This is a genomic window from Streptomyces sp. NPDC002580 (assembly GCF_042889485.1).
Lineage (GTDB): Bacteria > Actinomycetota > Actinomycetes > Streptomycetales > Streptomycetaceae > Streptomyces.
The window spans coordinates 562374-587197 of the sequence record NZ_JBIAQZ010000003.1; the positions used below are offsets into that span (position 1 = coordinate 562374).

General features: G+C 70.4%; 15 protein-coding genes, 1 tRNA gene and 2 pseudogenes. 14 read left to right on the forward strand and 4 right to left on the reverse strand.

Annotation, left to right across the window (positions count from 1 at the left end):
• Positions 1–44 precede the first annotated feature (44 nt).
• The 3 genes from ACFYW7_RS13480 to ACFYW7_RS13490 are packed head-to-tail and all read left to right on the forward strand — an operon-like array spanning position 45 to position 1217.
• Positions 45–323, forward strand: coding sequence for a DUF4244 domain-containing protein (locus tag ACFYW7_RS13480; protein WP_389501368.1), 279 nt, complete (start codon positions 45–47; stop codon positions 321–323).
• Positions 310–717, forward strand: a complete 408-nt coding sequence (locus ACFYW7_RS13485; protein WP_389501370.1) for a TadE family type IV pilus minor pilin — start codon at positions 310–312, stop codon at positions 715–717. The genes ACFYW7_RS13480 and ACFYW7_RS13485 overlap by 14 nt, the downstream gene beginning before the upstream one ends.
• A 38-nt stretch (positions 718–755) precedes the next feature.
• The gene (locus ACFYW7_RS13490) at positions 756–1217 is read left to right on the forward strand and encodes an Rv3654c family TadE-like protein (RefSeq protein WP_389501372.1); all 462 of its coding nucleotides are present in this window, start codon (positions 756–758) and stop codon (positions 1215–1217) included.
• 54 nt (positions 1218–1271) lie between these two features.
• Here the strand turns inward: ACFYW7_RS13490 and ACFYW7_RS13495 are convergent, their stop codons facing one another.
• Positions 1272–3752, reverse strand: coding sequence for a DEAD/DEAH box helicase (locus tag ACFYW7_RS13495; protein WP_389501374.1), 2481 nt, complete (start codon positions 3750–3752; stop codon positions 1272–1274).
• Positions 3753–3832: 80 nt separating this feature from the next.
• Here ACFYW7_RS13495 and bldG point away from each other — a divergent pair, with 80 nt between their 5' ends.
• The 11 genes from bldG (at position 3833) to ACFYW7_RS13550 (ending at position 21754) form a co-directional block, all read left to right on the forward strand.
• Positions 3833–4186, forward strand: a complete 354-nt coding sequence (gene bldG, locus ACFYW7_RS13500) for an anti-sigma factor antagonist BldG (RefSeq protein WP_028799135.1) — start codon at positions 3833–3835, stop codon at positions 4184–4186.
• Between the two features lie 101 nt (positions 4187–4287).
• Entirely contained in the window at positions 4288–4725 is a 438-nt protein-coding gene (locus tag ACFYW7_RS13505) for an ATP-binding protein (protein WP_389501376.1), read from the forward strand.
• A 323-nt stretch (positions 4726–5048) separates the two neighbouring features.
• Positions 5049–7457 (forward strand): sodium-translocating pyrophosphatase, encoded by a 2409-nt coding sequence (locus ACFYW7_RS13510; protein ID WP_389501378.1) that lies wholly within the window; start codon positions 5049–5051, stop codon positions 7455–7457.
• A 233-nt stretch (positions 7458–7690) separates the two neighbouring features.
• Entirely contained in the window at positions 7691–8287 is a 597-nt protein-coding gene (locus ACFYW7_RS13515) for a small secreted protein (RefSeq protein WP_389501380.1), read from the forward strand.
• A gap of 203 nt (positions 8288–8490) precedes the next feature.
• A complete protein-coding gene (locus ACFYW7_RS13520; protein ID WP_389501382.1) occupies positions 8491–10020 on the forward strand; it encodes a methyltransferase in 1530 nt (509 codons plus the stop codon).
• A gap of 1160 nt (positions 10021–11180) precedes the next feature.
• Positions 11181–11378, forward strand: coding sequence for a hypothetical protein (locus ACFYW7_RS13525; RefSeq protein ID WP_389501384.1), 198 nt, complete (start codon positions 11181–11183; stop codon positions 11376–11378).
• Positions 11379–11628: 250 nt separating this feature from the next.
• Positions 11629–14439, forward strand: coding sequence for a type I DNA topoisomerase (gene topA / locus ACFYW7_RS13530; RefSeq protein WP_389501386.1), 2811 nt, complete (start codon positions 11629–11631; stop codon positions 14437–14439).
• A gap of 313 nt (positions 14440–14752) precedes the next feature.
• Positions 14753–18124 (forward strand): dTMP kinase, encoded by a 3372-nt coding sequence (gene tmk, locus ACFYW7_RS13535; protein ID WP_389501388.1) that lies wholly within the window; start codon positions 14753–14755, stop codon positions 18122–18124.
• Between the two features lie 282 nt (positions 18125–18406).
• Positions 18407–19612, forward strand: a complete 1206-nt coding sequence (locus ACFYW7_RS13540) for a DNA polymerase III subunit delta' (RefSeq protein WP_389501390.1) — start codon at positions 18407–18409, stop codon at positions 19610–19612.
• A 355-nt stretch (positions 19613–19967) separates the two neighbouring features.
• Positions 19968–21572, forward strand: coding sequence for an alpha/beta hydrolase (locus ACFYW7_RS13545; RefSeq protein ID WP_389501392.1), 1605 nt, complete (start codon positions 19968–19970; stop codon positions 21570–21572).
• Between the two features lie 108 nt (positions 21573–21680).
• Positions 21681–21754, forward strand: a tRNA-Thr gene (locus tag ACFYW7_RS13550).
• 47 nt (positions 21755–21801) lie between these two features.
• On the opposite strand, the pseudogene ACFYW7_RS13555 reads toward ACFYW7_RS13550, so the two are convergent.
• The 3 genes and pseudogenes from ACFYW7_RS13555 to ACFYW7_RS13565 all read right to left on the reverse strand — a co-directional run bounded on the left by ACFYW7_RS13555 (position 21802) and on the right by ACFYW7_RS13565 (position 24645).
• A pseudogene (locus ACFYW7_RS13555) lies at positions 21802–23197 on the reverse strand (tyrosine-type recombinase/integrase).
• Positions 23198–23261: 64 nt separating this feature from the next.
• Entirely contained in the window at positions 23262–23465 is a 204-nt protein-coding gene (locus ACFYW7_RS13560) for a helix-turn-helix domain-containing protein (RefSeq protein ID WP_363136509.1), read from the reverse strand.
• A gap of 327 nt (positions 23466–23792) precedes the next feature.
• A pseudogene (locus tag ACFYW7_RS13565) lies at positions 23793–24645 on the reverse strand (IS5 family transposase).
• Between the last annotated feature and the right edge of the window lie 179 nt (positions 24646–24824).

A 24824-nucleotide genomic window follows, 5' to 3' on the forward strand; every position in this document is an offset into this window, starting at 1 on the left:
TGGGAGCGAATCGGCCGACAGGGCCGGATCTTGAGGGAGTTGACATGAGGGTTGGCATGGGCAAATCGGTACGAGTCCTCGGACGAGGGCGAGCGCGAGGGTGGGAACAGGGAGAGGGGCTAGGCCGAGGGCGTGCGCGGTTGTGGGCCTGGAGGTCGGCTTCGGCGGTGCGGAGGGACGCCGGAATGGTCACGTCCGAGTACGCGGTGGGTGTCATCGCGGCGGTCGCCTTCGCGGCCGCGCTCTACAAGGTGGTGACGAGCGGGCAGGTCGGTGAGGAACTGCAGGGCATCGTGGCGAAGGCGCTCAATGTCCAGATGTGAACAGGGCCTCAGGGCAGCCAGGTTGAGGGCCGGGCCGGCCCTGCCGAGGGACGAAGGGTTCGTCACCGCTGAGGCCGCCGTGGTGCTGCCCTCGCTGGTGCTCGTCGGTATGGCGCTGGTCTGGGCCCTGCTCGCCGCGTCCGCGCAGATCCAGTGCGTGGACGCGGCGAGGGCGGGCGCGCGTGCGGCGGCGCGTCAGGACTCCCCGGAAGCGGTCCTGGCGACGGCCCGCGGCGCGGCCCCGCTCGGCGCGAGGGTCACGGTGACCCGGGAGGCCGACCTGGTCAGGGTGAAGGTCGGGGCGAGTACACCCGGGCCGGCCGCGCTGTCCCTGGAACTGGGCGACGAGGCGGTGGCGCTGGCGGAGGAGACGGTGGGGGCGGTCGGGAGATGAGGAGGTGCAGTCGTGTGAGGAGCGGGCGATGGAAGGGGATGCCCGCTGTGAGCCGCTGGTCCGCGAGACGGCGCGCGTCCTCGGACAGAGGATCGGCGACGGTCTGGACGGTGGGCGCGATCGCTGTCCTGTGCGCCGTCTTCGGAGCGGTACTGGCGATGGGGCAGGCCGTCGTCGTGCGGCACCGGGCGGCAGGGGCGGCCGACTTGGCGGCCCTGGCCGCGGCGGACCACTGGAGCGACGGCGCCGCGGCGGCCTGCGCACGGGCGGCCCGTGTGGCGCGGGCTCAGGGCGCACGGCTCGTCGGATGCGCGGTCGAGGGCGAGATCGCGGACGTGACGGCCGCCTCCGGAGCGGGGCCGTTCACCGCGGAGGTCGGATCGAGGGCGGGCCCGGTGGGGTCCGACGATCCCGCGGGGTCCGGCGGGGCCATGGGGCCTGAGCGTCGTGAAGGGGGCGCGGAACGGGAAGCGCGTACGGGATATGGGCCCGGTGGTTAAGGGTCCTGGGAGGCGTTTCCTCGGCCTGGGGCCCCTGCGCACAGGGCCGGCCGGTCACTCCTCGCTTGGGTTCTTCGGCCTTTCGTCCTCCGGCGCCGCCCGCAGCAGTTCCGTGAGCAGGCGGACGGCGCCTCGCTTGTGCAGGGGGTCGTTCCCGTTGCCGCACTTGGGGGACTGGATGCAGGAGGGGCAGCCGGCGTCGCACTCGCAGGAGGCGATGGCCTGGCGGGTGGCCGTGAGCCAGGAGCGGGCCGTGTGGAAGGCGCGTTCGGCGAATCCGGCTCCGCCGGGGTGGCCGTCGTACACGAAGACGGTGGGCAGGAGCGTGTCCGGATGGAGGGGGACGGAGACGCCGCCGATGTCCCAGCGGTCGCAGGTGGCGAACAGCGGCAGCATGCCGATCGAGGCGTGCTCGGCGGCGTGCAGGGCGCCGCCGAGGATCTCCGGGTTGATCCGGGCCGCGTCCAGCTGGTCCTCGGTGACCGTCCACCAGACGGCGCGGGTACGGAGCGTACGGGGCGGGAGGTCGAGTTTCGTCTCGCCGAGGACCTCGCCGGTGATGACACGACGACGCAGGAAGGAGACGACTTGGTTGGTGACTTCGACGGAGCCGTAGCACAACCGGCCGTCACCCCAGGGGACTTCGACGTCGGTCTCGAGGACGGCGATGGAGGTGGTGTCGCGGGCGACCGTCGAGTACGGAGGGGCGGCCTCCTCGACCAGCGCGACGGAGTCCTCCAGGTCCAGCTTGCGCACCAGGTACGTACGGCCCTGGTGCAGATGGACCGCGCCCTCGTGGACCGTGGTGTGCGCGGCGCCCGCGTCGACCGTTCCGAGCAGGCGCCCGGTTCCGGACTCCACGACCTGCACCGGGCTGCCGCCGCCCCCGCGGATGTCGGTCAGGTCGGCCGCCCGCTCCCGGCGTGTCCAGTGCCAGGCCGTCGCCCGTCGACGCAGCAGCTTCGCGGCTTCCAACTGCGGCAGCAGATCGGCGGTGGCGGGCCCGAAGAGTTCCAGGTCCGCGTCCGTGAGCGGGATCTCGGCGGCGGCGGCGCACAGGTGCGGGGCCAGGACGTACGGGTTGTCGGGGTCGAGGACCGTGGACTCCACCGGTTGGTCGAACAGGGCTTCGGGGTGGTGGACGAGGAAGGTGTCCAGCGGGTCGTCGCGGGCCACCAGGATCGCCAGCGCCCCCTGTCCGGAGCGTCCCGCGCGGCCCGCCTGCTGCCAGAGGGAGGCGCGGGTGCCCGGGTAGCCGGCGATGACGACGGCGTCGAGGCCGGAGATGTCGACACCGAGTTCGAGGGCCGTGGTGGCGGCGAGGCCGAGGAGTTCGCCGGAGTGCAGCGCGCGCTCCAGGGCGCGGCGTTCCTCGGGGAGGTAGCCCCCGCGATAGGCGGCGACACGCCGGGCGAGCGAGCGGTCGATCTCGGCGAGGCGTTCCTGGGCGATCACCGAGACCAGCTCGGCGCCACGCCGGGACCGTACGAAGGCGATCGAGCGCATGCCCTGGACGGTGAGGTCGGTCAGCAGATCGGCTGTCTCGGCGGTGGCGGTACGCCGAACGGGTGCACCTTTCTCGCCCTGCAGTTCGGTGAGAGGGGGCTCCCACAGGGCGAACACCAGTTCCCCGCGGGGAGAGGCGTCGTCGGCCACCTCGACGACCGGGAGGCCGGTCAGGCGGCGCGCGGCGATCGAGGGCTCGGCGGCGGTCGCCGAGGCGAGCAGGAAGACGGGAGAGGCGCCGTAGCGGGCGCACAGGCGGCGCAGGCGGCGCAGTACCTGGGCGACGTGGGAGCCGAAGACGCCGCGGTAGGTGTGGCACTCGTCGATGACGACATAGCGCAGGGCGCGCAGGAAGGAGGACCAGCGCGGGTGCGAGGGCAGTATCCCGCGGTGCAGCATGTCGGGGTTGGTCAGGACGTAGTTGGCGTACTGGCGTACCCATTCGCGTTCCTCGAAGGGCGTGTCGCCGTCGTACACGGCCGGGCGTACGGCATTGCCCAGGGGTTGTGAGAGTTCCTTCACGGAGCGGCACTGGTCGGCCGCCAGGGCCTTGGTGGGGGACAGGTAGAGGGCGGTGGCACCCCGGCCGTTCGGGGCCTCGGAGCCGTCCAGGAGCGCTGTCAGGACCGGGGCGAGGTAGGCCAGGGACTTGCCGGAGGCGGTGCCGGTGGCGACGACCACCGACTCGCCGTCCAGGGCGTGCTCGGCGGCGAGTGCCTGGTGGGCCCAGGGGTGTTCGATACCGGCGGCCTGGACCGCTGCGATGACCTCCGAGCGGATCCGGTCGGGCCAGACGGCATGGCGACCCGCTCGCGGGGGCAAGTGCTCCGTATGAGTGATGCGCGAAGCCCGGCTCGGCCCCGAGGCGAGCCGGTCCAGGACGGTGCCCGGCGAGGGTCGGGAAGCTGTGTCCGTCGAGGGTCGATCGGATCGGTGATTCTTGGCCATCGGCATCGAGTGTGTCACTGGCGTGACGGACAATGGGCTCAAGGCGTCGTGCACGCCTGCCGGTAAGTGATTGAATGCCATCGCGGCTGGCGAACCGTCCCGGGGGCTCTGCCGAGGTGTCCCGTGGGGCGACCGCTCGATAGCAAGGTGCTGGAGGATCCGTGGACCTGTCCCTGTCGACTCGCAATGTGTCCGGCCCTAATGGCGACCGTACGGTCGTCGAGGTCGGCGGCGAAATCGATGTATATACCGCGCCCAAGCTGCGGGAGCAGCTGGTCGAGCTGGTGAACGACGGCAGCTTCCACCTCGTCGTGGACATGGAGGGCGTGGATTTCCTCGACTCCACCGGTCTGGGCGTGCTGGTGGGCGGCCTCAAGCGTGTCCGGGCCCATGAGGGCTCGCTGCGTCTGGTCTGCAACCAGGAGCGCATTCTGAAGATCTTCCGTATTACTGGTCTCACCAAGGTGTTCCCGATTCACACCTCGGTGGAGGAGGCGGTCAACGCGACCGACTGACCAGCGGTCTCCCGGGTCGTGGGCCCGGCTTCGCAGAAGTGGGGGGACCGGGCCCACGGCCTGGCCCCCTGACAGCACGCCCGTAGTTCAGAGGGGGATGCATGGCCACCGTTGAACTCCGCTTCAGCGCGCTGCCCGAGCACGTCAGGACCGCCCGATTGGTGGCGGCAGCGGTTGCGCGCAGGGCCGGAGTGGACGAGGCCGTACTAGACGAGGTCAGGCTCGCTGTCGGCGAGGCCTGTACTCGTGCCGTCGGACTGCACCAGAGCAACGGCATCTCGGCGCCGGTGCAGGTGACACTGATCGAGGAGGAGAAGCAATTCTCCATCGAGGTCGGTGACGAGGCGCCGGGTTCGGTGCCCGGAGGGACGGCGTCCGGCGCCGCCTCCGGTGGCTCGGACGTGGAAACCGAAGAGGACGAGATGGGCCTCGCGGTCATCAGCGGCCTTGTCGACGATGTGGAAGTCACCGCCGGGGAGCACGGCGGACTGATCAGGATGAGCTGGCCCACCACGCCGCCGGCCGTGGCTCTTTCCTGACGGTCGCCCGTCTTTCTTGCCCCGAAGGGCCCCATTCTGTGGGGCCCTTCGGCATGTCCGGGATCTCTTGAGCGGCCTTGGGGTGATCCTGAAGGTGATCACGCGCGGCGTTTCGTGAATTCATTCACGATCAATCGCGTGATGATTGGATCAAGTGTCAATGCCTCTGGGGCATTACTGCTTTTGGCCGAGTGGGCGACTGTCGATCTTTTGCCAAAGAGCATGTGAAGGCGAATTCCGCTTACCGCCCACTGTTTTGATCAGGTTCCGGTACCTAGAATCCGTCCACATCTTGAGCTCAGCCCAAGCGTCAAGGAGGACGAATGGCGGGGCTTTCTACCCCTCATCAGTTTGACCACCCCACAACCCTCGCGGCCGCGGTCCTGACGGACGACAACCGACTGATCGTGATGGTCATCGCGGTCGTCGCGGTGGCGGCGCTCGTGGTCGCCGGGATCCTGGTGCGCCAGGTTCTCGCGGCCGGCGAGGGCACCGACAGCATGAAGAAGATCGCGACGGCGATCCAGGAAGGCGCGAATGCCTACCTGGGACGTCAGATGCGCACGCTCGGCGTATTCGCCGTCGTGGTGTTCTTCCTGCTCATGCTCCTGCCCGCGGACGACTGGAATCAGCGCGCCGGACGGTCGATCTTCTTCTTGATCGGCGCGGCGTTCTCGGCGACCACCGGCTATATCGGTATGTGGCTCGCCGTACGGAGCAATGTCCGCGTGGCAGCCGCCGCACGGGAAGCGACCCCGGCGGAGGGTGAGCCCGAAAAGGATCTCACCGCTGTCTCGCACAAAGCCATGAAGATCGCTTTCCGCACCGGTGGCGTGGTCGGCATGTTCACGGTGGGGCTCGGTCTGCTGGGCGCCTCCTGTGTGGTGCTCGTGTACGCGGCCGACGCGCCGAAGGTCCTGGAGGGCTTCGGTCTCGGCGCGGCGCTGATCGCCATGTTCATGCGTGTCGGCGGCGGCATCTTCACCAAGGCCGCCGATGTCGGCGCCGACCTGGTCGGCAAGGTCGAGCAGGGCATTCCGGAGGACGACCCGCGCAATGCCGCGACCATCGCCGACAACGTGGGCGACAACGTCGGCGACTGTGCCGGTATGGCCGCAGACCTGTTCGAGTCGTACGCCGTCACGCTCGTCGCCGCGCTGATCCTCGGCAAGGTGGCGTTCGGCGATGCCGGGCTCGCGTTCCCGCTGATCGTGCCCGCGATCGGCGTACTGACCGCGATGATCGGCATCTTCGCGGTGGCGCCCCGTCGTTCCGACCGCAGCGGCATGTCCGCGATCAACCGGGGATTCTTCATCTCCGCGGTGATCTCGCTCGTGCTGGTCGCCGTGGCCGTCTACATCTACCTCCCGGCGACGTACGCCGAACTGGACGGGGTCACGGACGCGGCGATCAAGGCCAAGGGCGGCGATCCGCGGGTCCTCGCGGTGCTCGCCGTCGCGATCGGCATCGTGCTGGCCGCTCTCATCCAGCAGTTGACCGGCTACTTCACCGAGACCAGCCGACGTCCCGTGCGGGACATCGGCAAGAGTTCACTGACCGGCGCGGCCACCGTCGTCCTCGCCGGCATCTCCATCGGTCTCGAATCGGCCGTCTACACCGCCCTGTTGATCGGCCTCGGTGTGTACGGGGCGTTCCTGCTGGGCGGTACGTCGATCATGCTGGCGCTGTTCGCGGTGGCACTCGCCGGAACGGGCCTGCTCACCACGGTCGGTGTCATCGTCGCGATGGACACCTTCGGCCCCGTCTCCGACAACGCGCAGGGCATCGCCGAGATGTCCGGCGACGTCGAGGGCGCGGGCGCGCAGGTGCTCACCGACCTGGACGCCGTCGGAAACACCACCAAGGCCATCACCAAGGGCATCGCCATCGCCACCGCCGTCCTCGCGGCCTCGGCCCTCTTCGGCTCGTACCGGGACGCGATCACCACGGCGGCGAGCGACGTGGGGGAGAAGGTCTCCGGAGCGGGCGCGCCGATGAACCTGATGATGGACATCTCGCAGCCCAACAACCTGGTGGGGCTCATCGCCGGCGCCGCGGTCGTCTTCCTCTTCTCGGGGCTGGCGATCAACGCGGTGTCGCGGTCCGCCGGGGCGGTGGTCTACGAGGTGCGGCGGCAGTTCCGCGAGCATCCCGGGATCATGGACTACTCGGAGAAACCCGAGTACGGGCGCGTCGTCGACATCTGCACCAAGGACGCGCTGCGCGAACTGGCCACACCGGGCCTGCTCGCGGTGCTCACGCCGATCGCGATCGGGTTCACGCTCGGCGTCGGCGCGCTCGGCTCGTTCCTCGCGGGCGCGATCGGCACCGGCACGCTGATGGCGGTCTTCCTCGCCAACTCCGGTGGCGCGTGGGACAACGCCAAGAAGCTCGTCGAGGACGGTCATCACGGCGGCAAGGGCAGCGAGGCCCATGCCGCGACGGTGATCGGCGACACCGTCGGTGACCCGTTCAAGGACACGGCGGGTCCCGCCATCAACCCGCTGCTGAAGGTCATGAACCTGGTGTCGCTGCTGATCGCTCCGGCGGTGGTCAAGTTCTCGTTCGGCGACGACAAGAGCGCCGGCGTACGGGCGTTCATCGCGATCCTCGCGATCCTCGTGATCGTGGGTTCCGTGTACATCTCCAAGCGGCGCGGGATCGTCATGGGCGACGAGGAGGACAACGACGAAGGGGTCGCCAAGTCGGCCGACCCGGCAGTGGTTTCGTAACTCACGGGTTCCAGGCCTGACGCGGCACGGATTTTTTTCCGGGCTGGTCAGGGCGAGGGCCAACGGGCGGGCGGGCAGCGCGTGTTGACGTGCTGCGCGCCCGCCCTGTGTGTGTTCACACCTTCGTCGTGAGCCTTCTCTCGCTTGGTGCAAATGGCTTCAAGGGTGGTCGTAATAGACATTCGATATGGGGATGTCGCCCAGATGGCGTGTATGTTCCGGGGCCGAGAGCCATGGAAGGGACCAAACCGGTGAACAAGAAGCTCGCGGCCGCATTGTCCGGCGGTGCGGTACTGGTGCTCGCCCTGTCGGGATGCGGCGGCAGCGACGACGGCGGTAACGACAAGCTGGACGCCTGGGCCAAGGCGGTCTGTGACGCGGTGAAGCCGCAGGCCGGGAAGATCGAGGACGCGAACACCGCGATCCAGAAGCAGACCTCGGACAACAGCACGCCGGAAGCCGTCCAGCAGACGGACGCACAGGCCTTCCAGGACATGTCCGACGCCTACAAGGCGATCGGGACGGCCGTCGACAACGTGGGCGCGCCGAACGTCGAAGACGGCAAGGCGAAGCAGACCAACGCGGTCAAGGAACTCAAGGACATCTCCGCTTCGTACGCCAAGCTGAAGACGCAGGTCGACAAGCTCGACACCAAGGACCAGGCGAAGTTCGCCGACGGTCTCAAGGACATCGCGACCCAGCTCGACAAGCTGAGCCAGAGTGGCAACGACGCCCTGAAGAAGCTGGAAGAGGGCGACGTGGGCAAGGCGATGGCGCAGCAGGCGAGCTGCAAGTCGGCGTCCGGGTCCTCGGCGGCCACCAAGGGCTGAGCCCTCCGGGAGGATCCGCCGCGGCGGCCGGGCGAACGCCCTTGGCGGCCACGGACCGGCCCCTCGGGGGGCCGAGAGACAGCGGATCGTCCGTTCGGTCGAACAAGAGCCCGGCACGGGCGTGTGCCGGGCTCTCGGCATGCGCTGTCCACAAGTGATGCTCTGTCCACAGGTGTGGGTGGCGGTGGGCGATAGCGGACACAATGGGAGGCGTGAGTCACACCAGCCTGTCACCGTTGCCCTCGTCCGATCGTGCCGACGTCGCCGCTCGGCTGCGGAGCGCCCTGCTCGGCGCCTCCTTCACCGCCGACGGACTCCTCGACCTGCTCGGCGCCCCCGCGTACGCGGCGCTCGCGCGCAGTGAGACCGTGCCCGCCCTCCGGGCGACCCGTGGAGACACACCGCTGGAGACACTCGTACGCCTGTTCCTCCTGCAGTGCCCCGTGCCGCACGCGCGCGTGGCGGACGTGCTGCCCGTCGCGGATGCCCTGGAGAGCGGCTGGCTGACCCGTGCGGGCGAGGACGAGGTCGCGGCGACCGTCGACATCCGGCCGTACGGCGGCCCCGACGGTGAGGACTGGTTCATCGTGTCCGACCTCGGATGCGCCGTGGGCGGCGCGGGCGGTATCGGCAGCCGGGAGGAAGGTGTCGTCCTCGGCGTGGGAGGTGCCTCCACCACGCTCGCCGGCATCACCGTGCGCACGCCCGTCGACTCGGCGCTCGACCTCGGCACCGGCTCCGGAATCCAGGCCCTGCACGTCGCGCAGCACGCCACACGCGTGACCGCGACCGACCTGAACCCCCGCGCGCTGCACATCACCGCGCTCACCCTCGCCTTGTCGGGCGCCCCGGCCGCCGACCTCCGCGAGGGTTCCCTGTTCGAGCCGGTCCGCGCCGACGAGACGTACGACCTGATCGTCTCGAACCCGCCCTTCGTGATCTCGCCGGGCGCCCGGCTGACGTACCGCGACGGCGGAATGGGCGGGGACGATCTGTGCCGCACGCTCGTTCAGGAATCGGGGGACCGGCTGAACGAAGGGGGATACGCCCAGTTCCTGGCCAACTGGCAGCACGTGGAGGGCGAGGACTGGCAGGACCGGTTGCGTTCCTGGGTGCCGCGCGGCTGTGACGCGTGGATCGTGCAGCGCGAGGTCCAGGACGTCACGCAGTACGCGGAACTGTGGCTGCGGGACGCGGGTGACCACCGCGCCGATCCGGCCGACTACCAGGCGCGCTACGACGCGTGGCTCGACGAGTTCGAGGCGCGCAAGGTGAAGGCCATCGGCTTCGGATGGATCACGCTGCGCAGAACGGCGGCCGCCGAGCCGTCGATCACGGTCGAGGAATGGCCGCACTCCGTCGAACAGCCGCTCGGCGAGGCCGTGCGCGAGCACTTCGACCGCCTCGACTATCTGCGGCGGCACGACGACGCGGGTCTGCTCTCCGGTCACTTCAGACTGGTGGCGGAGGTCGTGCAGGAGCAGGTCGGGCTGCCCGGCGCCGAGGACCCGGAGCATGTGGTGCTGCGTCAGCACCGCGGAATGCGCCGGGCCACGAAGGTGGACACGGTCGGCGCGGGCTTCGCGGGGGTGTGCGACGGCACGTTGAGCGCGGGGCGGATCCTGGACGCCATCGCGCAACTGGTCGGCGAGGATCCGGTGTTGCTCCGCGACCGGACGCCCGCGCAGATCCGACTGCTGGTGGAACAGGGGTTCCTGGAGCCGGTTGGGTAGCTTGCGGGGGCTGGGCTGGGCTGGGCTGGGCTGGGCTGGGCTGGGCCGGGCCGGGGCGGCGTCTTCTGTCGTACGTGGCCGGGTCGGGCTTTGGCGGGGGTTGGCGTCCGTTGTCGTACCCTCCCGCGCCGGGCTCAGCAGTCGCTCCGCAAGAGATGGGTCGGCAACTTTCCGTGGGGAGGGAACCGGGCAACGTCCGGGCGGTGGCGGATGTTTCCGGCCATCTCTGCCGCAGGGGCCGTTCGCTCGGCCGACCGCGATGGCGTGGGCCGAGTGGGGGCGGCTGACCTGGGCGGGTCGCCACGGCCGCCGGCGCTGGGTCGGCGGCGGCCACCACGCAGGCGACCAGGTCCGGGACCCGGTGGCGAGGACTACGGCGGCCCCTCCATGGCGCGGGCCGGCCGACGCATCAGCCCCGGTCTCCGACCCCGCTCCGCGCTCCGCGCCCCACCGGACCATCGGTTTCTGCCTTGTGCCCGCCGCCCTTCCCCTGCGCCCAGCGGTGTCAGGTCTTCCGTCGCTGCTCCTCGGTCCTTTTCCCGTCCCCATCTCTATCCCTCCGGCGCGGCGCAGGCCTCGTCCCCGCTCTCCCGGTCGCGCGTCCACACCTGGGCTTCGAGACGGTGGCACGGCGACGGGACCGGACCTGCGCCAGGAGAGGTGTATCGACGCGGACAGGGACGCCGAGAAGGGCTTGGCGGGGGTGAGGGAGAACCGCTGGTCGGTGGTCGGAGATGGTCGGCGGGAATTCGTCGGGGAAGCCGTTCCGGGCTACGGCCGGGGAAACGCCTGCGGATGGGTGCGAACAGGGGAAGGCGATCCGCCAGGGAAGTACTGGGCGGTGGCTGGTTCGGTTCGGGGCGTGTCGGGTGACCGGGCGGAGGTGAAGTCGTACGGCCGACCGGGCGACGAGGTCCGGGGCGCGGGAGCGCCGGGAGCGGCGGGGAGGACGGGGAAGGTGAGAGCGACGGATTCGCCACAGTCGAGCGCGTCGCGGACCGCGCAGATGAGAAGGGGACGAAGGGGCGTACGGCGGCGCGGGGGGACGGTGCGGGTGCCCCGTGGGCGCCGGTCGTCCGGCGTTCACCGTGGGTTCGTCCGGCCGCCGCCAGGGCGTGTCAGCCTCCCGAGCCTGAGCACTCGGGTGGAAGGACAGATCCATGGAAAGCGGACCGGCGATCTTCGCGGGGACGGTGTTCGCCCTGTTCGGAGGCGGGCTCCTGGCCTGGACCGTGGTCCGGGTGCGGCAGGGTGGGGCCGTCGCCCGGGGTGTGAACCGCGTCGCATCGGCGACCCTCACGAGCGTCGTCGGGAGCGGGGCGCTGGCGCTCGGTATGTGGTGCTTCACGCGCGTGTGACACCGCGCGTGAGGACAACCGCTCAGGTAACCGGAAAGTTACCCTCCGGATAGGCCCGAACGGGTCGGTCGACACTCCGGGCGGCAGGAATGGCGGTAGTCGGGTTACCGTTCGAGTGGCCGTTGCGGGCTTTTCCCGTTTGACACGGGGGCGGGATGTACCGTCACACTCCGCAGCGTCAGCATGACCCGACCTCTCGGGAGCCAAGCCCCCCGAGGAGATTCCGCGTCGACCGGAGAGAAGAGCGAAGTTGTCCCCGACCAGCGACACCGCACACGGCGGCCGCCGACTCGTCATCGTCGAGTCGCCTGCCAAGGCGAAGACGATCAAGGGCTATCTGGGCCCCGGCTATGTCGTCGAAGCGAGCGTCGGGCACATCCGCGACCTCCCCAACGGCGCCGCGGAGGTGCCCGAGAAGTACACCGGTGAGGTCCGCCGCCTCGGTGTGGACGTCGAGAACGACTTCCAGCCGATCTACGTGGTCAACGCCGACAAGAAGGCCCAGGTCAAGAAGCTCAAGGATCTCCTGAAGGATTCCGACGAGCTCTTCCTCGCCACCGATGAGGACCGCGAGGGCGAAGCCATCGCGTGGCACCTGCTGGAGGTCCTCAAGCCCAAGGTTCCCGTCCACCGGATGGTCTTCCACGAGATCACCAAGGACGCGATCCGAAGCGCCGTCGCCAACCCGCGCGAGCTGAACAAGCGCATGGTCGACGCCCAGGAGACCCGCCGCATCCTCGACCGCCTCTACGGCTACGAGGTCTCGCCGGTCCTGTGGAAGAAGGTCATGCCGCGCCTGTCGGCCGGCCGAGTGCAGTCCGTGGCGACCCGGCTCGTCGTCGAGCGGGAGCGCGAGCGCATCGCCTTCCGTTCCGCCGAGTACTGGGACCTGACCGGCACCTTCGGCACCGGCCGCGGCGGTGACGCGAGCGACCCGTCCAACCTGGTCGCCCGACTGACCTCGGTCGACGGCAAGCGCGTCGCCCAGGGCCGCGACTTCGACTCGCTCGGCCAGATCAAGAGCGCGAACACGCTCCACCTGGACGAGACGAACGCCCGCGCGCTCGCCGCCGCCCTGGCGGACACGAGCTTCGCGGTCCGCTCGGTCGAGTCCAAGCCGTACCGCCGCTCGCCGTACGCGCCGTTCCGTACGACGACGCTCCAGCAGGAGGCCTCGCGCAAGCTCGGCTTCGGCGCGAAGGCGACCATGCAGGTGGCGCAGAAGCTGTACGAGAACGGCTTCATCACCTATATGCGTACGGACTCCACGACCCTGTCGGAGACGGCGGTCACCGCCGCCCGCGCCCAGGTCACGCAGTTGTACGGCGCCGACTACCTGCCGGCGCAGCCGCGCACGTACGCCGGGAAGGTCAAGAACGCGCAGGAGGCGCACGAGGCGATCCGCCCCTCGGGGGACCGTTTCCGCACTCCGGCCGAGACGGGACTGACCGGCGACCAGTTCAGGCTGTACGAGCTGATCTGGAAGCGGACCGTCGCCTCCCAGATGAAGGACGCGGTCGGCAACTCCGTCACCGTCAAGATCGCGGGACGGGCCGCCGACGGCCGTGACGCCGAGTTCAGCGCGTCCGGCAAGACGATCACCTTCCACGGCTTCCTGAAGGCGTACGTCGAGGGCGCTGACGACCCGAACGCCGAGCTCGACGACCGTGAGCGTCGCCTCCCGCAGGTCGGTGAGGGCGACCCGCTGTCCGCCGAGGAGATCACGGTCGACGGCCACGCCACCAAGCCGCCGGCCCGCTACACCGAGGCCTCGCTGGTCAAGGAACTCGAAGAGCGCGAGATCGGCCGCCCGTCGACGTACGCGTCGATCATCGGCACGATCCTCGACCGCGGTTACGTCTTCAAGAAGGGGACGGCCCTGGTGCCCTCCTTCCTGTCGTTCGCCGTGGTCAACCTCCTGGAGAAGCACTTCGGGCGGCTCGTCGACTACGACTTCACCGCCAAGATGGAGGACGACCTCGACCGCATCGCGCGCGGTGAGGCGCAGGCGGTGCCGTGGCTGCGCCGCTTCTACTTCGGTGAGGGCGAGGCGACCGGCGCCGCCGAGGCCGGCAACGGCGACGGCGACCACCTGGGCGGCCTCAAGGAGCTCGTCACCGACCTGGGCGCCATCGACGCCCGCGAGGTGTCCTCCTTCCCCGTCGCCGACGGCATCGTGCTGCGCGTCGGCCGCTACGGCCCGTACGTCGAGCGCGGTGAGAAGGACTCCGAGAACCACCAGCGCGCCGACGTGCCCGAGGACCTGGCACCGGACGAGCTGACGGTCGAACTCGCCGAGGAGCTGCTCGCCAAGCCGAGCGGCGACTTCGAGCTCGGTGCCGATCCCCAGTCGGGTCACCAGATCATCGCCAGGGACGGCCGCTATGGCCCGTACGTCACCGAGGTGCTCCCGGAGGGCACCCCGAAGACGGGCAAGAACGCCGTCAAGCCGCGCACCGCCTCGCTGTTCAAGTCGATGGCGCTCGACACGGTGACCCTGGACGACGCCCTCAAGCTGATGTCCCTGCCGCGCGTCGTCGGCGCGGACGCCGAGGGCGTGGAGATCACCGCGCAGAACGGGCGCTACGGTCCGTACCTGAAGAAGGGCACGGACTCCCGCTCGCTCACCGCCGAGGACCAGCTCTTCACCATCACGCTGGAAGAGGCGCTGGAGATCTACTCCCAGCCCAAGCAGCGGGGCCGTGCGGCCGCCAAGCCGCCGTTGAAGGAGCTGGGCGAGGACCCGGTCAGCGGGAAGCCGGTCGTGGTCAAGGACGGCCGTTTCGGTCCGTACGTGACCGACGGCGAGACCAACGCGACGCTGCGTTCCGACGACAGTGTCGAGGCCATCACCCCGGAGCGCGGTTACGAACTGCTCGCCGAGAAGCGTGCCAAGGGCCCGGCCAAGAAGACCGTGAAGAAGGCGGCGGCGAAGAAGGCCCCCGCCAAGAAGGCGCCGGCCAAGAAGGCGGCCGCCAAGACGACTACGGCGAAGACGGCCGCCAAGAAGGCGCCCGCCAAGAAGACCGCGGCGAAGAAGACGGCGGCCTCCGAAGGCTGAGACACCGGCCGGCGTCGGTGGCACCGGCCACCGACGCCGCGATCGCGGGGTTCAGCCCGCTCTCGGACAGCTCCGGGCCACAGGGCTCCGGGGCACATCTCCGGGCACCTCTCGGGCGGGCTTCGGGCAGGATCCGGGAGTTTCTTGGCTCCCGGGACCTCCGGGACGTCTGGGATCTTTGTGATTTCGGAGCGGCTCCGACTGGCTCCGGCCCCACGTCAGAGGGCGGACACCCCCCTACCGAATCGTGCGGGGGTGTCCGTATGTTCGGGCACCCCTCCGGGGAGTCAGTGGGTCCGGATAGGCTGGCAGGATGACGCGAGCCGAGCAGCCAACGGCCCACAATCCGGCCCCCGACGACGCCCTGGTCGCGGATTCACGCGAGCGTGCCGTCCGCGCGTTGCTGCGTCAACCGCAGTTGAAGCGGTTGTGGAGCGCACACCTGGTGGGAGGTGTCGCCGACGCGCTGGCCCTGCTGGTCCTGGTCGTCCTCGCCCTCCAGGCGGCGATCTCCGTGGGTTCCTTCGGCGGTGGCTACCGCGGGGCGGCCCTCGCCGTAGCGGCCGTCTTCGGGACGCGCGTCCTCGCGACGCTGCTCTTCGGCGCCGTACTCCTCGGGCCCCTGACGTCGCTGACCTCTCCCGACGGGCTCCTCGACCGACGCTGGACGATGCTCGGGGCCGACGGTCTGCGGGCCCTGCTCCTCATCGTCGCGCCGCTGTTCATCGACTGGACCCCGGACAACGCGCTCGCCATCCTCCTGGTCGTCGTCTTCGTGACCGGAGTCGCCGAGCGGTTCTGGACGGTCTGCCGCGAGAGCGCGGCCCCCGCGCTGCTGCCCGCGCCGCCGCTGGAGGGCGCCACCGTGCGCCCGCTGCCGGACCACATGGACGCGCTGCGCCGCCTGTCCCTGCGTACGGGGTTCATCGCGGTACCGATGGCGGCCGCCACCCTGATCGTCGCCTCCCTCGTCAACAACCTGCTGGGCGCCGGGATCGACTGGTTCGACCAGCACCAGGCCGCGCTCGCCTCGTACGTCGCGGCCGGGCTGTTCGCGGCCTCCCTGTCGGTGATCACCTTCCTGGAGCTGCCCGACTCCCGCACCCCCCGCGCGCGGTCCCCGCTGGAGGGACTGCGCCGCCCGAAGACGGGAACCGGCATCGACAAGGGCCGCACGGGCGCGATTCCGCTCCTGGTGCCGGCCTGCGCGGCGGTCGCCGGAGCGATCTCGGCCGCCGTCGCGGTCTCCGTGCTGGAGGCCAAGGACCTGGGCGGCGGACCGGTGACGTACGGGCTGCTGGTGCTGGCCCTGACCGGCGGTGTCGTCGTCGGCATCCGCACGGCCCCCGCCCTGCTCCCGTCGCTGTCGCGGCGCAGGCTCCTCGCGATCGCGATCGCCTTCACCGGGGTCGCGCTGCTGGTCGCCGGTCTCGTCCCGGACGTCACCACCGTGCTGCTCATCGTGGCCCTGGCCGGCGTCGGCGCGGGGGTCGCGGCCAACACCGGGCACGCGCTGCTCGACCAGGAGGCCGAGGACTACCGGCGCGCCCGCACGACCGAACACCTGCACGCGGTCGTACGGCTCTTCGTGGCGGTCGGCGCGGTCGTGGCACCCCTGGTGGCCGCCGCGATCGGCCCGCACCGCCTGGAGAACGGCAAGTTCGTGTTCGCGCACGGCGGCGCCGCCTTCACGATGATGCTGGTCGGCGCGCTCCTGCTGCCCGTCGCCGCCATGGTGCTCGCCAAGGTCGACGACCGTAGCGGGGTGCCGCTGCGCAAGGACCTGCTGGACGCGCTGCGCGGCGGCGACGACCCGGCGCAGACGCCCACGACGAAGGGCTTCTTCATCGCTCTGGAGGGCGGTGACGGAGCGGGGAAGTCCACCCAGGCGCAGGCGCTCGCCGACTGGATCCGGGCCAAGGGCCATGAGGTCGTGGTGACCCGTGAACCGGGCGCCACGCCGGTCGGCAAGCGGCTGCGCTCGATCCTCCTGGACGTGTCGTCCGCGGGCCTCTCGCACCGCGCGGAGGCGCTCCTGTACGCCGCCGACCGCGCGGAGCACGTCGACACGGTGGTGCGGCCCGCGCTGGAGCGGGGCGCCGTCGTCATCTCCGACCGCTACATCGACTCCTCCGTGGCCTACCAGGGTGCGGGCCGCGACCTGTCCCCCACGGAGATCGCCCGTATCAACCGGTGGGCGACGGACGGGCTCGTACCGCATCTGACGGTTCTGCTCGACGTGCCGCCGGAGGCCGCCCGGGAGCGGTTCACCGAGGCCCCCGACCGGCTGGAGTCGGAGCCGGTCGAGTTCCACACGCGCGTGCGGTCCGGTTTCCTGACGCTCGCGGCCGCCGACCCGAGCCGCTACCTGGTCGTGGACGCGGCCCAGGAGCCCGAGGCCGTCACCACGGTCGTACGGCACCGGCTCGACGTGATGCTGCCCCTGTCCGAGGCCGAGGTGAAGGCCCAGGAGGAGGCCCGCAGGGCGGCCGAGGAGGAGGCCCGGCGCAAGGCGGAGGAAGAGGCCGCCCGCAAGGCGGAGGAGGAGCGCCTGGAGCGGGAGCGCCAGGCGCAGCTCGCGAAGCTGCGCGCCGAGGAGGAGGAGCGCAAGCAGCGCGAGCTGGAGGAGGCGCAGCGTCGCGAGGCCGAGCGCCAGGCGGAGGAGGCCCGGCAGCGCGCCGAGGAGTCCCGCCGTCGTGCCGAGGAGGAGCGCGTCCGGCTGCTCGCCGAGGAACAGGCCCGTGCCGCCGAGCAGGAGCGGGCTCGCAGGCAGGCCGAGGAGGAGACGCGACTGCGCGCCGAGGCCGAGGCGCGCCGCCTGGAGAAGCAGCGAAAGGCCGAGGAGGCGTTGCTGCGGGCCGAGGAAGCGCGACGGCTCGCCGCCGAGGCGGCGGCGGCCTCGGCTGCCGCGGCGGCTTCGGCCGAGGCCTCGGTGTCGAGCGCGGGAACGGGCGCGGGCACCGGAACGGGTCCGCGGGGCGGTGCGCCGACCGGCGCATCGACCGGTTCGGGCTCGGGCGCCGGGAAGAGGCGCGACGCGGATGAGGACTCGCCCGCTCCGGCGGGTTCCGGGTCGGGCAGGGCCGCGACGGACAACGAGACGACGCTGCCCACGCCGGTCGTGACCGGCCCCGCTCCCGGTGGACCGGTCGACGAGACCGTCGCACTGCGGCCCGTACGAGCGGACGAGGACCGTACGAACACGCGCTCGACGTCCTCCCGTTCCGCGTCGCGTTCGACGTCCCGATCCGAGAGCGAGGACACCGCCACGCTGCCGAAGCCGCCGGTGCCGGACCGGGCGGCGGACGAGACGGCGGTGCTGCCGCCCGTCTCTCCCGCGCGCGGTGCCGCCGACGAGACCGCGGTGCTTCCTCCGCTGCGGGACAGGGGCACCGGGGCCGGTGCCGACGTTCCGCCGGCTGACCCCACGAACCGCATGCCGCGGGGCTACTTCCGCGACGAGCGACCGGAGGCGGGGCCCGAGGGTCCTGTCGGCCGCACACAGGAGATGCCTGAGCTGGACGAGACGGGCGCACCGCGCCGCAGGCCGCGCCCCGACTGGGCCGAGGAGACCCCGCTCGACGACCTCCCGACCTTGGCGGACGAGCTGCTCGGCCCGCGCGGGGACGATGAGGACGACGACTGGGGCGAGGGGCGGGGGCGCGGCGGGCGGCGCCGGTCCTAGTTCCACGGCCGACGAGGTGCCCGACCGACGCGATGCCTCCCCGGCCACGAAGGCATCCTCGGCCACGGAGGCATCCTCGGCTGACGGCTGACGGCTGACGGCTGACGGCTGACGGCTGACGGCTGACGGCTGACGGCTGACGGCCGGGGGCAGGGCTCTTGGGCTGCGGGCCGGGTACGGGCGACGGCTGGGCGGGCCCGCAGGCGGCCGGGTGGGGCGGACTGTCAGTGGCGACCCGCACAATGGACGACGCAAGACACGTGCGACGGAAGGGCGGAGCCCATGCCTGTGTGGGACGACCTCGTGGGCCAGGAGAAGGTGAGCGAGCAGCTCGCCGCCGCTGCCCGGGACGCCGATGCCCTCGTCACGGCGGTCACCGCGGGCACCCCGCTCCCCGAGGCCTCCAAGATGACGCACGCCTGGCTGTTCACGGGCCCGCCGGGATCGGGCCGCGCCACGGCGGCTCGAGCGTTCGCGGCCGCGTTGCAGTGCGTGAGTCCCGACCGTGCGCTCGGCGGGATCCCCGGCTGCGGCTTCTGCGACGGCTGTCATACGAGTCTGGTCGGGACCCACGCCGATGTGCAGATCGTCCGCACCGACCTGCTCTCCATCGGCGTCAAGGAGACCCGGGACCTGGTCCGCCGCGCCCAGCTGTCGCCGGCCGTCGGCCGCTGGCAGGTCATCGTCCTGGAGGACGCCGACCGTCTCACCGAGGGCGCGGGCAACGTCCTGCTGAAAGCGGTGGAGGAACCCGCTCCCCGCACGGTCTGGCTCCTGTGCGCGCCGTCCATCGAGGACGTGCTGCCCACGATCCGCTCCCGCTGCCGGCTCCTCACCCTGCGCACGCCGCCGGTGGAAGCGGTCGCCGACATCCTCATGCGCCGTGACGGCATCGAGCCCGACGTCGCGGCGGCCGCCGCGCGCGCGACGCAGGGCCACATCGGCCGGGCCCGCCGCCTCGCCACGGACCCGAGCGCCCGGCAGCGCCGCGCCGCCGTCCTCAAGCTTCCGCTGAGGGTCGACGACATCGGCGGCTGCCTCAAGGCCGCGCAGGAGCTGATCGACACGGCTGCGGAAGACGCGAAACAGCTCGCCGAGGAAGTCGACGTCAAGGAGACCGAGGAGCTGAAGGCGGCGCTCGGCGCGGTTCAGGGCGGCCGGATGCCACGCGGCACGGCGGGCGTCATGAAGGAGCTGGAGGACCGGCAGAAGCGCCGAAGAACGCGTACGCAGCGCGACAGCCTGGACCTGGCCCTGATCGACCTCACCGGTTTCTACCGCGACGTACTCGCCCTCCAGCTCGGCTCCCGCCTGGCCATCGCCAACGTGGAGGCGGGAGACACGCTGGAACGGCTGGCCCGCGGCAGCTCGCCGGAGTCGACCCTGCGCCGCATCGACGCGATTGCCGCGTGCCGGGAGGCACTCGACCGCAACGTCGCCCCGCTGCTCGCGGTCGAGGCGATGACGATGGCGCTGCGAGCGGGCTGATCCCGCGGCGGGTGCCGTGGGATCAGCGGGTGCCGTGGGGGTGTCGGCTGCCGCGCGTGCCGTGAACGGCGTGCGTGGAGTCGTAGGAGTGGCTGTTCGCGGGCGCCGTGCAGGCCTCGTGCACCGCGGGCGTACGTTTTTCGCGGGCCGTACGTTTCTGCGTGCTGTACGGCGTGCGGCACGGGCTCCCGACCTTCTGGGGACGCGTCCCAAGCCACGATGTCGGCCGGAGCGTGCCGTCCGAAGGGACCGGGCAGGAAGTGACGCGTCCGCGATGAGTTGACCCGGGTCACTCGTACGAGCTGCGTCTGCGACTGAAGGTGATCATTCGACCTCGCAGGGTTACGCTCGCGAGATGTACACGAGGCGCATCTCCCGGCCGATCCGACCGCTCCGCGGGAGCGGCGTGCTGCTGGCCGCCACGGCGCTGCTCATCTCCGCCTGTTCCGCCGGGAGTTCGACGACGTCGGCGACGACGGCCGCGACGAAGGGCGCGGCGACGAGCGCGGCGCTCACCGCGCTGCCGCTCGCCACGCCGACCGCGTTGTCCCCGTACTACGAGCAGAAGCTGAACTGGCGCAGTTGCGGTGTCCCCGGCTTCGAGTGCGCCACGATGAAGGCGCCGCTCGACTACGCGAAGCCGGGCTCGGGCGATGTGCGGCTGGCGGTCTCCCGGAAGAAGGCCACGGGATCGGGCAAGCCCCTCGGGTCCCTGCTGGTGAACCCGGGCGGGCCGGGCGGTTCGGCGGTCGGCTACCTCCAGGCGTACGCCGGAATCGGCTACCCGGCGGAGGTCCGCGCCCGCTACGACATGGTCGCGGTCGATCCGCGCGGAGTGGCCCGCAGTGAGCCGGTCGAATGCCTCAACGGTCGTGCGATGGACGCGTACACGCAGACGGACACCACGCCGGACGACGGCCGGGAGACCGAGCAACTCGTCGACGCGTTCAAGAAGTTCGCCGAGGGGTGCGGCGCGCACTCGCCCGAGCTGCTCCGGCACGTGTCCACGGTCGAGGCGGCCCGGGACATGGACATCCTGAGGGCCCTGCTGGGCGACCGGAAACTGACCTACGTGGGCGCGTCGTACGGGACGTTGCTGGGGGCGACGTACGCGGGCCTCTACCCGGACCGGGTGGGCCGGCTGGTCCTGGACGGAGCGCTGGACCCGACCCTGACCGCGCGCAGGCTGAACGAGGAGCAGACGGCGGGGTTCGAGACGGCCTTCCAGTCCTTCGCGAAGGACTGTGTGCGGCACAGCGACTGTCCGCTGGGCGATGCGGGCACGAGTCCGGACCAGGTGGGCAGGAACCTGAAGGCGTTCTTCCAGCAGCTCGACAAGACTCCCGTCCCCACGGGTGACGCGGACGGCCGCAAGCTCGGGGAGGCGCTCGCGACGACCGGGGTCATCGCGGCGATGTACGACGAGACGGCCTGGCCGCAGTTGCGCGACGCGCTCACCTCCGCGATGAAGAAGAACGACGGCGCGGGTCTGCTCGCCCTCTCCGACAGCTACTACGAGCGGGACGCCGACGGCCAGTACGCGAACCTGATGTCCGCCAACGCCGCCGTGAACTGCCTCGACCTGCCGCCCGCCTTCAATGGGCCGGATCAGGTGGAGGACTCGCTGCCCGCCTTCGAGAAGGCGTCTCCCGTCTTCGGCGAGGGCCTGGCCTGGGCCTCCTTGAACTGTGCGTACTGGCCCGTGAAGAACACCGGCGAACCCCACCGCATCGAGGCCGAGGGGGCGGCTCCCGTCCTCGTCGTCGGCACCACCCGCGACCCGGCGACCCCGTACCCCTGGGCCCGGTCCCTCGCCTCCCAGCTCTCCTCCGGGACCCTCCTGACCTACGTCGGGGACGGTCACACCGCGTACGGCCGGGGCAGCGCGTGCATCGACTCCGCGATCAACCGCTACCTCCTCCAGGGGACCCCTCCACAGAAGGGAAAGCGCTGCTCATAGCCGTCCCACCCGTCCCGCGGAACCCCGCCCCGGGGCGTGTGCGGAGCACCCCCGGAAACTGTGTAGACTTACCGACGTTGCTGATCGCACCATAGGTGTGGGCAGCGCGCCGCCTTAGCTCAGATGGCCAGAGCAACGCACTCGTAATGCGTAGGTCTCGGGTTCGAATCCCGAAGGCGGCTCTGTAGAAGCCTCAGGACTCACTCGCCGTGACCTGGGGCTTTTGCTTTTATTGGATACGGCGACGCCGCCGTGCGCGGGCCGTGCGGCGGTCCCCAGTCTCAGTTCTAGTCTCAGTCGCGGGCTCGGACGGCAGCGCCGGGGCCGGCAGGAAGGCGTCTCCCATCCGGCGCATGGCGTCCTTCGAGAGATGCGAGCGGCCCTTGACGTAGCGGCGGGTCTGGCTGATCTGGGTGTGCCGCAGGATCTCCATGATGGTGGGCATGTCCACGCCCAGTTCGTTCAGGATCGTGCCCGCGGTGTGGCGGCTCCCGTCGTAGAGGCGACGGTCACCGATGCCCGCCTCGGCCAGTAGCTCCTTGAATTCTCCCCAGTCGTCTCGGGGGTCGATGGGGCGTCCGTCGGCCCGGGTGAACACGGCCTGGTGCTCCTGCCAGAGTTCGCCGGCCACCTCCCGCAATTCGTCCTGCTGTGCCTTGTGCGCGATCAGGTAGGGGATGAACGCGGGCGGGATCGGCACCGGGTTCGTGCTCTTCCTGGTCTTGGGACGGGTGAAGGCCAGCCCTCCGCCCTTGCGGGCGGGGCAGATGCTCGCGTGCTTGACGCACGTCTTGGTGCACGGCTTCGGGCATCCGCGCTTGTAGCCCTTGTGCGTGGCGCAGTGCGGCGGGCAGAGCTCGAAGCGGTGCAGGCGTTCCGCAGGCGTGCGCGTTGCCGCAGCCGTGTCGCCACGTGAGCCGCTGGAGCTGCCACCGGGGGTGGAACAGCTCCGCCTCAAGGTCGACGTATGGCCACCGGAGTCCCAGGGTCTCGCCTTGCCGGAACCCCATGCCGACGCCGACGATCCACCGCATGAATGTGGGCCGCTTGGCCGCCGCTTCCAGGAACGCTTTGGCCTCTTCCTGGGTGAACGGGTTCGTCTCGGTCTCTTCGATGCTGGGCGGGTCGACCAGGGTGGCGACGTTCTCGCCGATCATCCGGCGGCGGTGGGCAATCTTCAGGGCCCGCGACAGGATGCGGTGCACCTTGACCACGTGGGACGGGGCGCGCCCGGCGTCGAGCATGGCCCGGTACATCTGCTCAAGGTGTTCGGGGGCGAGCTTGTCGATGCGGTGCTTGCCGACGCCGGGGATGATGTCGTTGCGGGTCTTGGACCAGTAGTCGTCCAGCGAGCGGGGCTTCAGCTTGAGGCTTGCGATGTCGGTGAGGTAGGTCTCCATCCACTGACCGACTGTGGGCTTACGGCCCGCCTTGGTCGCGCGCCCCTCGTCACGCAGCTTCTCCAGTTCACGGACCTTGCGCCGCACCGCGGGCTCCGTACGGGCCATGCGGTGCCGGCGGTCGGGGCTCCCGTCGGGCAGCACGCCCATGGTCACGCGGCCGTGCCACCAGCCGTCATCGCCGAAGTAGATGGTGGATTCCAGGTTCGACTTGCGGGGGCTCATCTGTTCCTCCATTCGAAAGGCGCCCCGAGCGGAGTGCTCGGGGCGCCTTTGGTGCGGGCTTTGGTCAGTTGGGCAGCGTGGCGAGGCTCTCGACGTACGCCTCGATGTCCGCCCGTCGAATCCGGCGCGTGCGACCCAACTTGATGTACTTCAGGGCGCCTTCGGCCATCAGCTCGTAGACGGTGGAGCGGCCGATGGCGAGGGCTTCGGCCGCCTCCTCGGGCTTATACAGGAGCCGATCGATCGGGGCGGCAATTGCGGTGCTCATTCGGGGTGCCTCCAGGGCAGTTCGGCATTGCCAAGGGGAGTTGTGCGCGGGTCCTAGACCGGTGTGTGTGTCCGAAGCTCGGATTTCTGCGTCACCGCGTCACCTGCGTCACTCAGGGCCCTGACCTGCCGTTTTGGGTGACGCGGCACTTCGGGGCTGCGTCACCGGTGCGTCACCATCTGCGTCACCGGGTGACGAAGATGACGCAGGATGACGCAGAGCCGGCCGTCTGCGTCACCGCTGTCGACGCAGGCCAGGGGTCGTTTTCCGGCCCGGGTGACGCAGGTGACGCAGCGTCTTCCTACTTAGAGGGCATCTGATCAGCTTTCAGATCGCTATGACAGTGTTGTCCGTTTCGATTCGCCAGGTTGGGGTGGATTCTCCGGTCAGCTCGCGGGACATTTTGTTAGCCATCGCCCAGTGGATCATCGCTCGGGATCTCTGGGGCAGTGCTTCGTAGTCCCGTGCCAGGCGTCGGTGCTGCATGAGCCAGCCGAAGGTCCGCTCGATCACCCATCGCTTCGGCAGGGGCTCGAACCCCTTCGCCCGAGGCCGCTGCACCACCTCGACGTCGATGCCGAGTCCGGCGCCGTGGTTGAGGATGCTGGTCTGGTAGCCGCCGTCGGCCCACACCTTGGTCACGCCGGGATGGGCGGCGGCCAGGTCGTCGAGCAGGAGCTTGCCGCCGGCGGTGTCGTGCACGTTCGCGGCGGTGATGAGGACGGCCAGGACCAGGCCTAGCGTGTCGGTGATCAGGTGCCTCTTGCGTCCTTTGATCTTCTTGCCGGCGTCGATGCCCTGGCTGGTCTCGGCCACGTTTGCCGAGGTCTTCACGCTCTGCGCGTCGATCACGGCGGCGGTCGGCTCCGCGTTGCGGCCGTGGGAGCGTCGGGTCCGTTCACGCAACAGGTCGTGGACCCGCTGGGTCGCGCCCATCCGCTTCCCACTTCGCGTAGTAGTCATAGACGGTCTTGTACGGCGGGAAGTCGTGCGGCAGGTACTCCCAGGGAATGCCGGTTCGGTTGACGTAGAGGATCGCGTTGACGATCTCCCGTAAGTCGTGGACCCGGGCCGCAGTGCCGGGGCCGGTCCGGCCGGCTCGCCAGGCCGTGAAGACCGGTTCGATCAAGGCCCAGCGGGCGTCGGAGACATCACTGCGGTACGGGCGACGAGCGTTCACGCCTCGCTCAACGACAGCCATCCCCGACAGTCACAAAAACATCCCTAACTACCAACTACCTAGATCAGATGCCCTCTTAGGACAAAGAAGGGGCTGCCTGTAGTACCTGGGTGCGCCTCACAGAGCGAAGAAGGAGCCGCTGCGCGGCGCGACCTGAGGCGGCGTTCCGCCGAACGGCA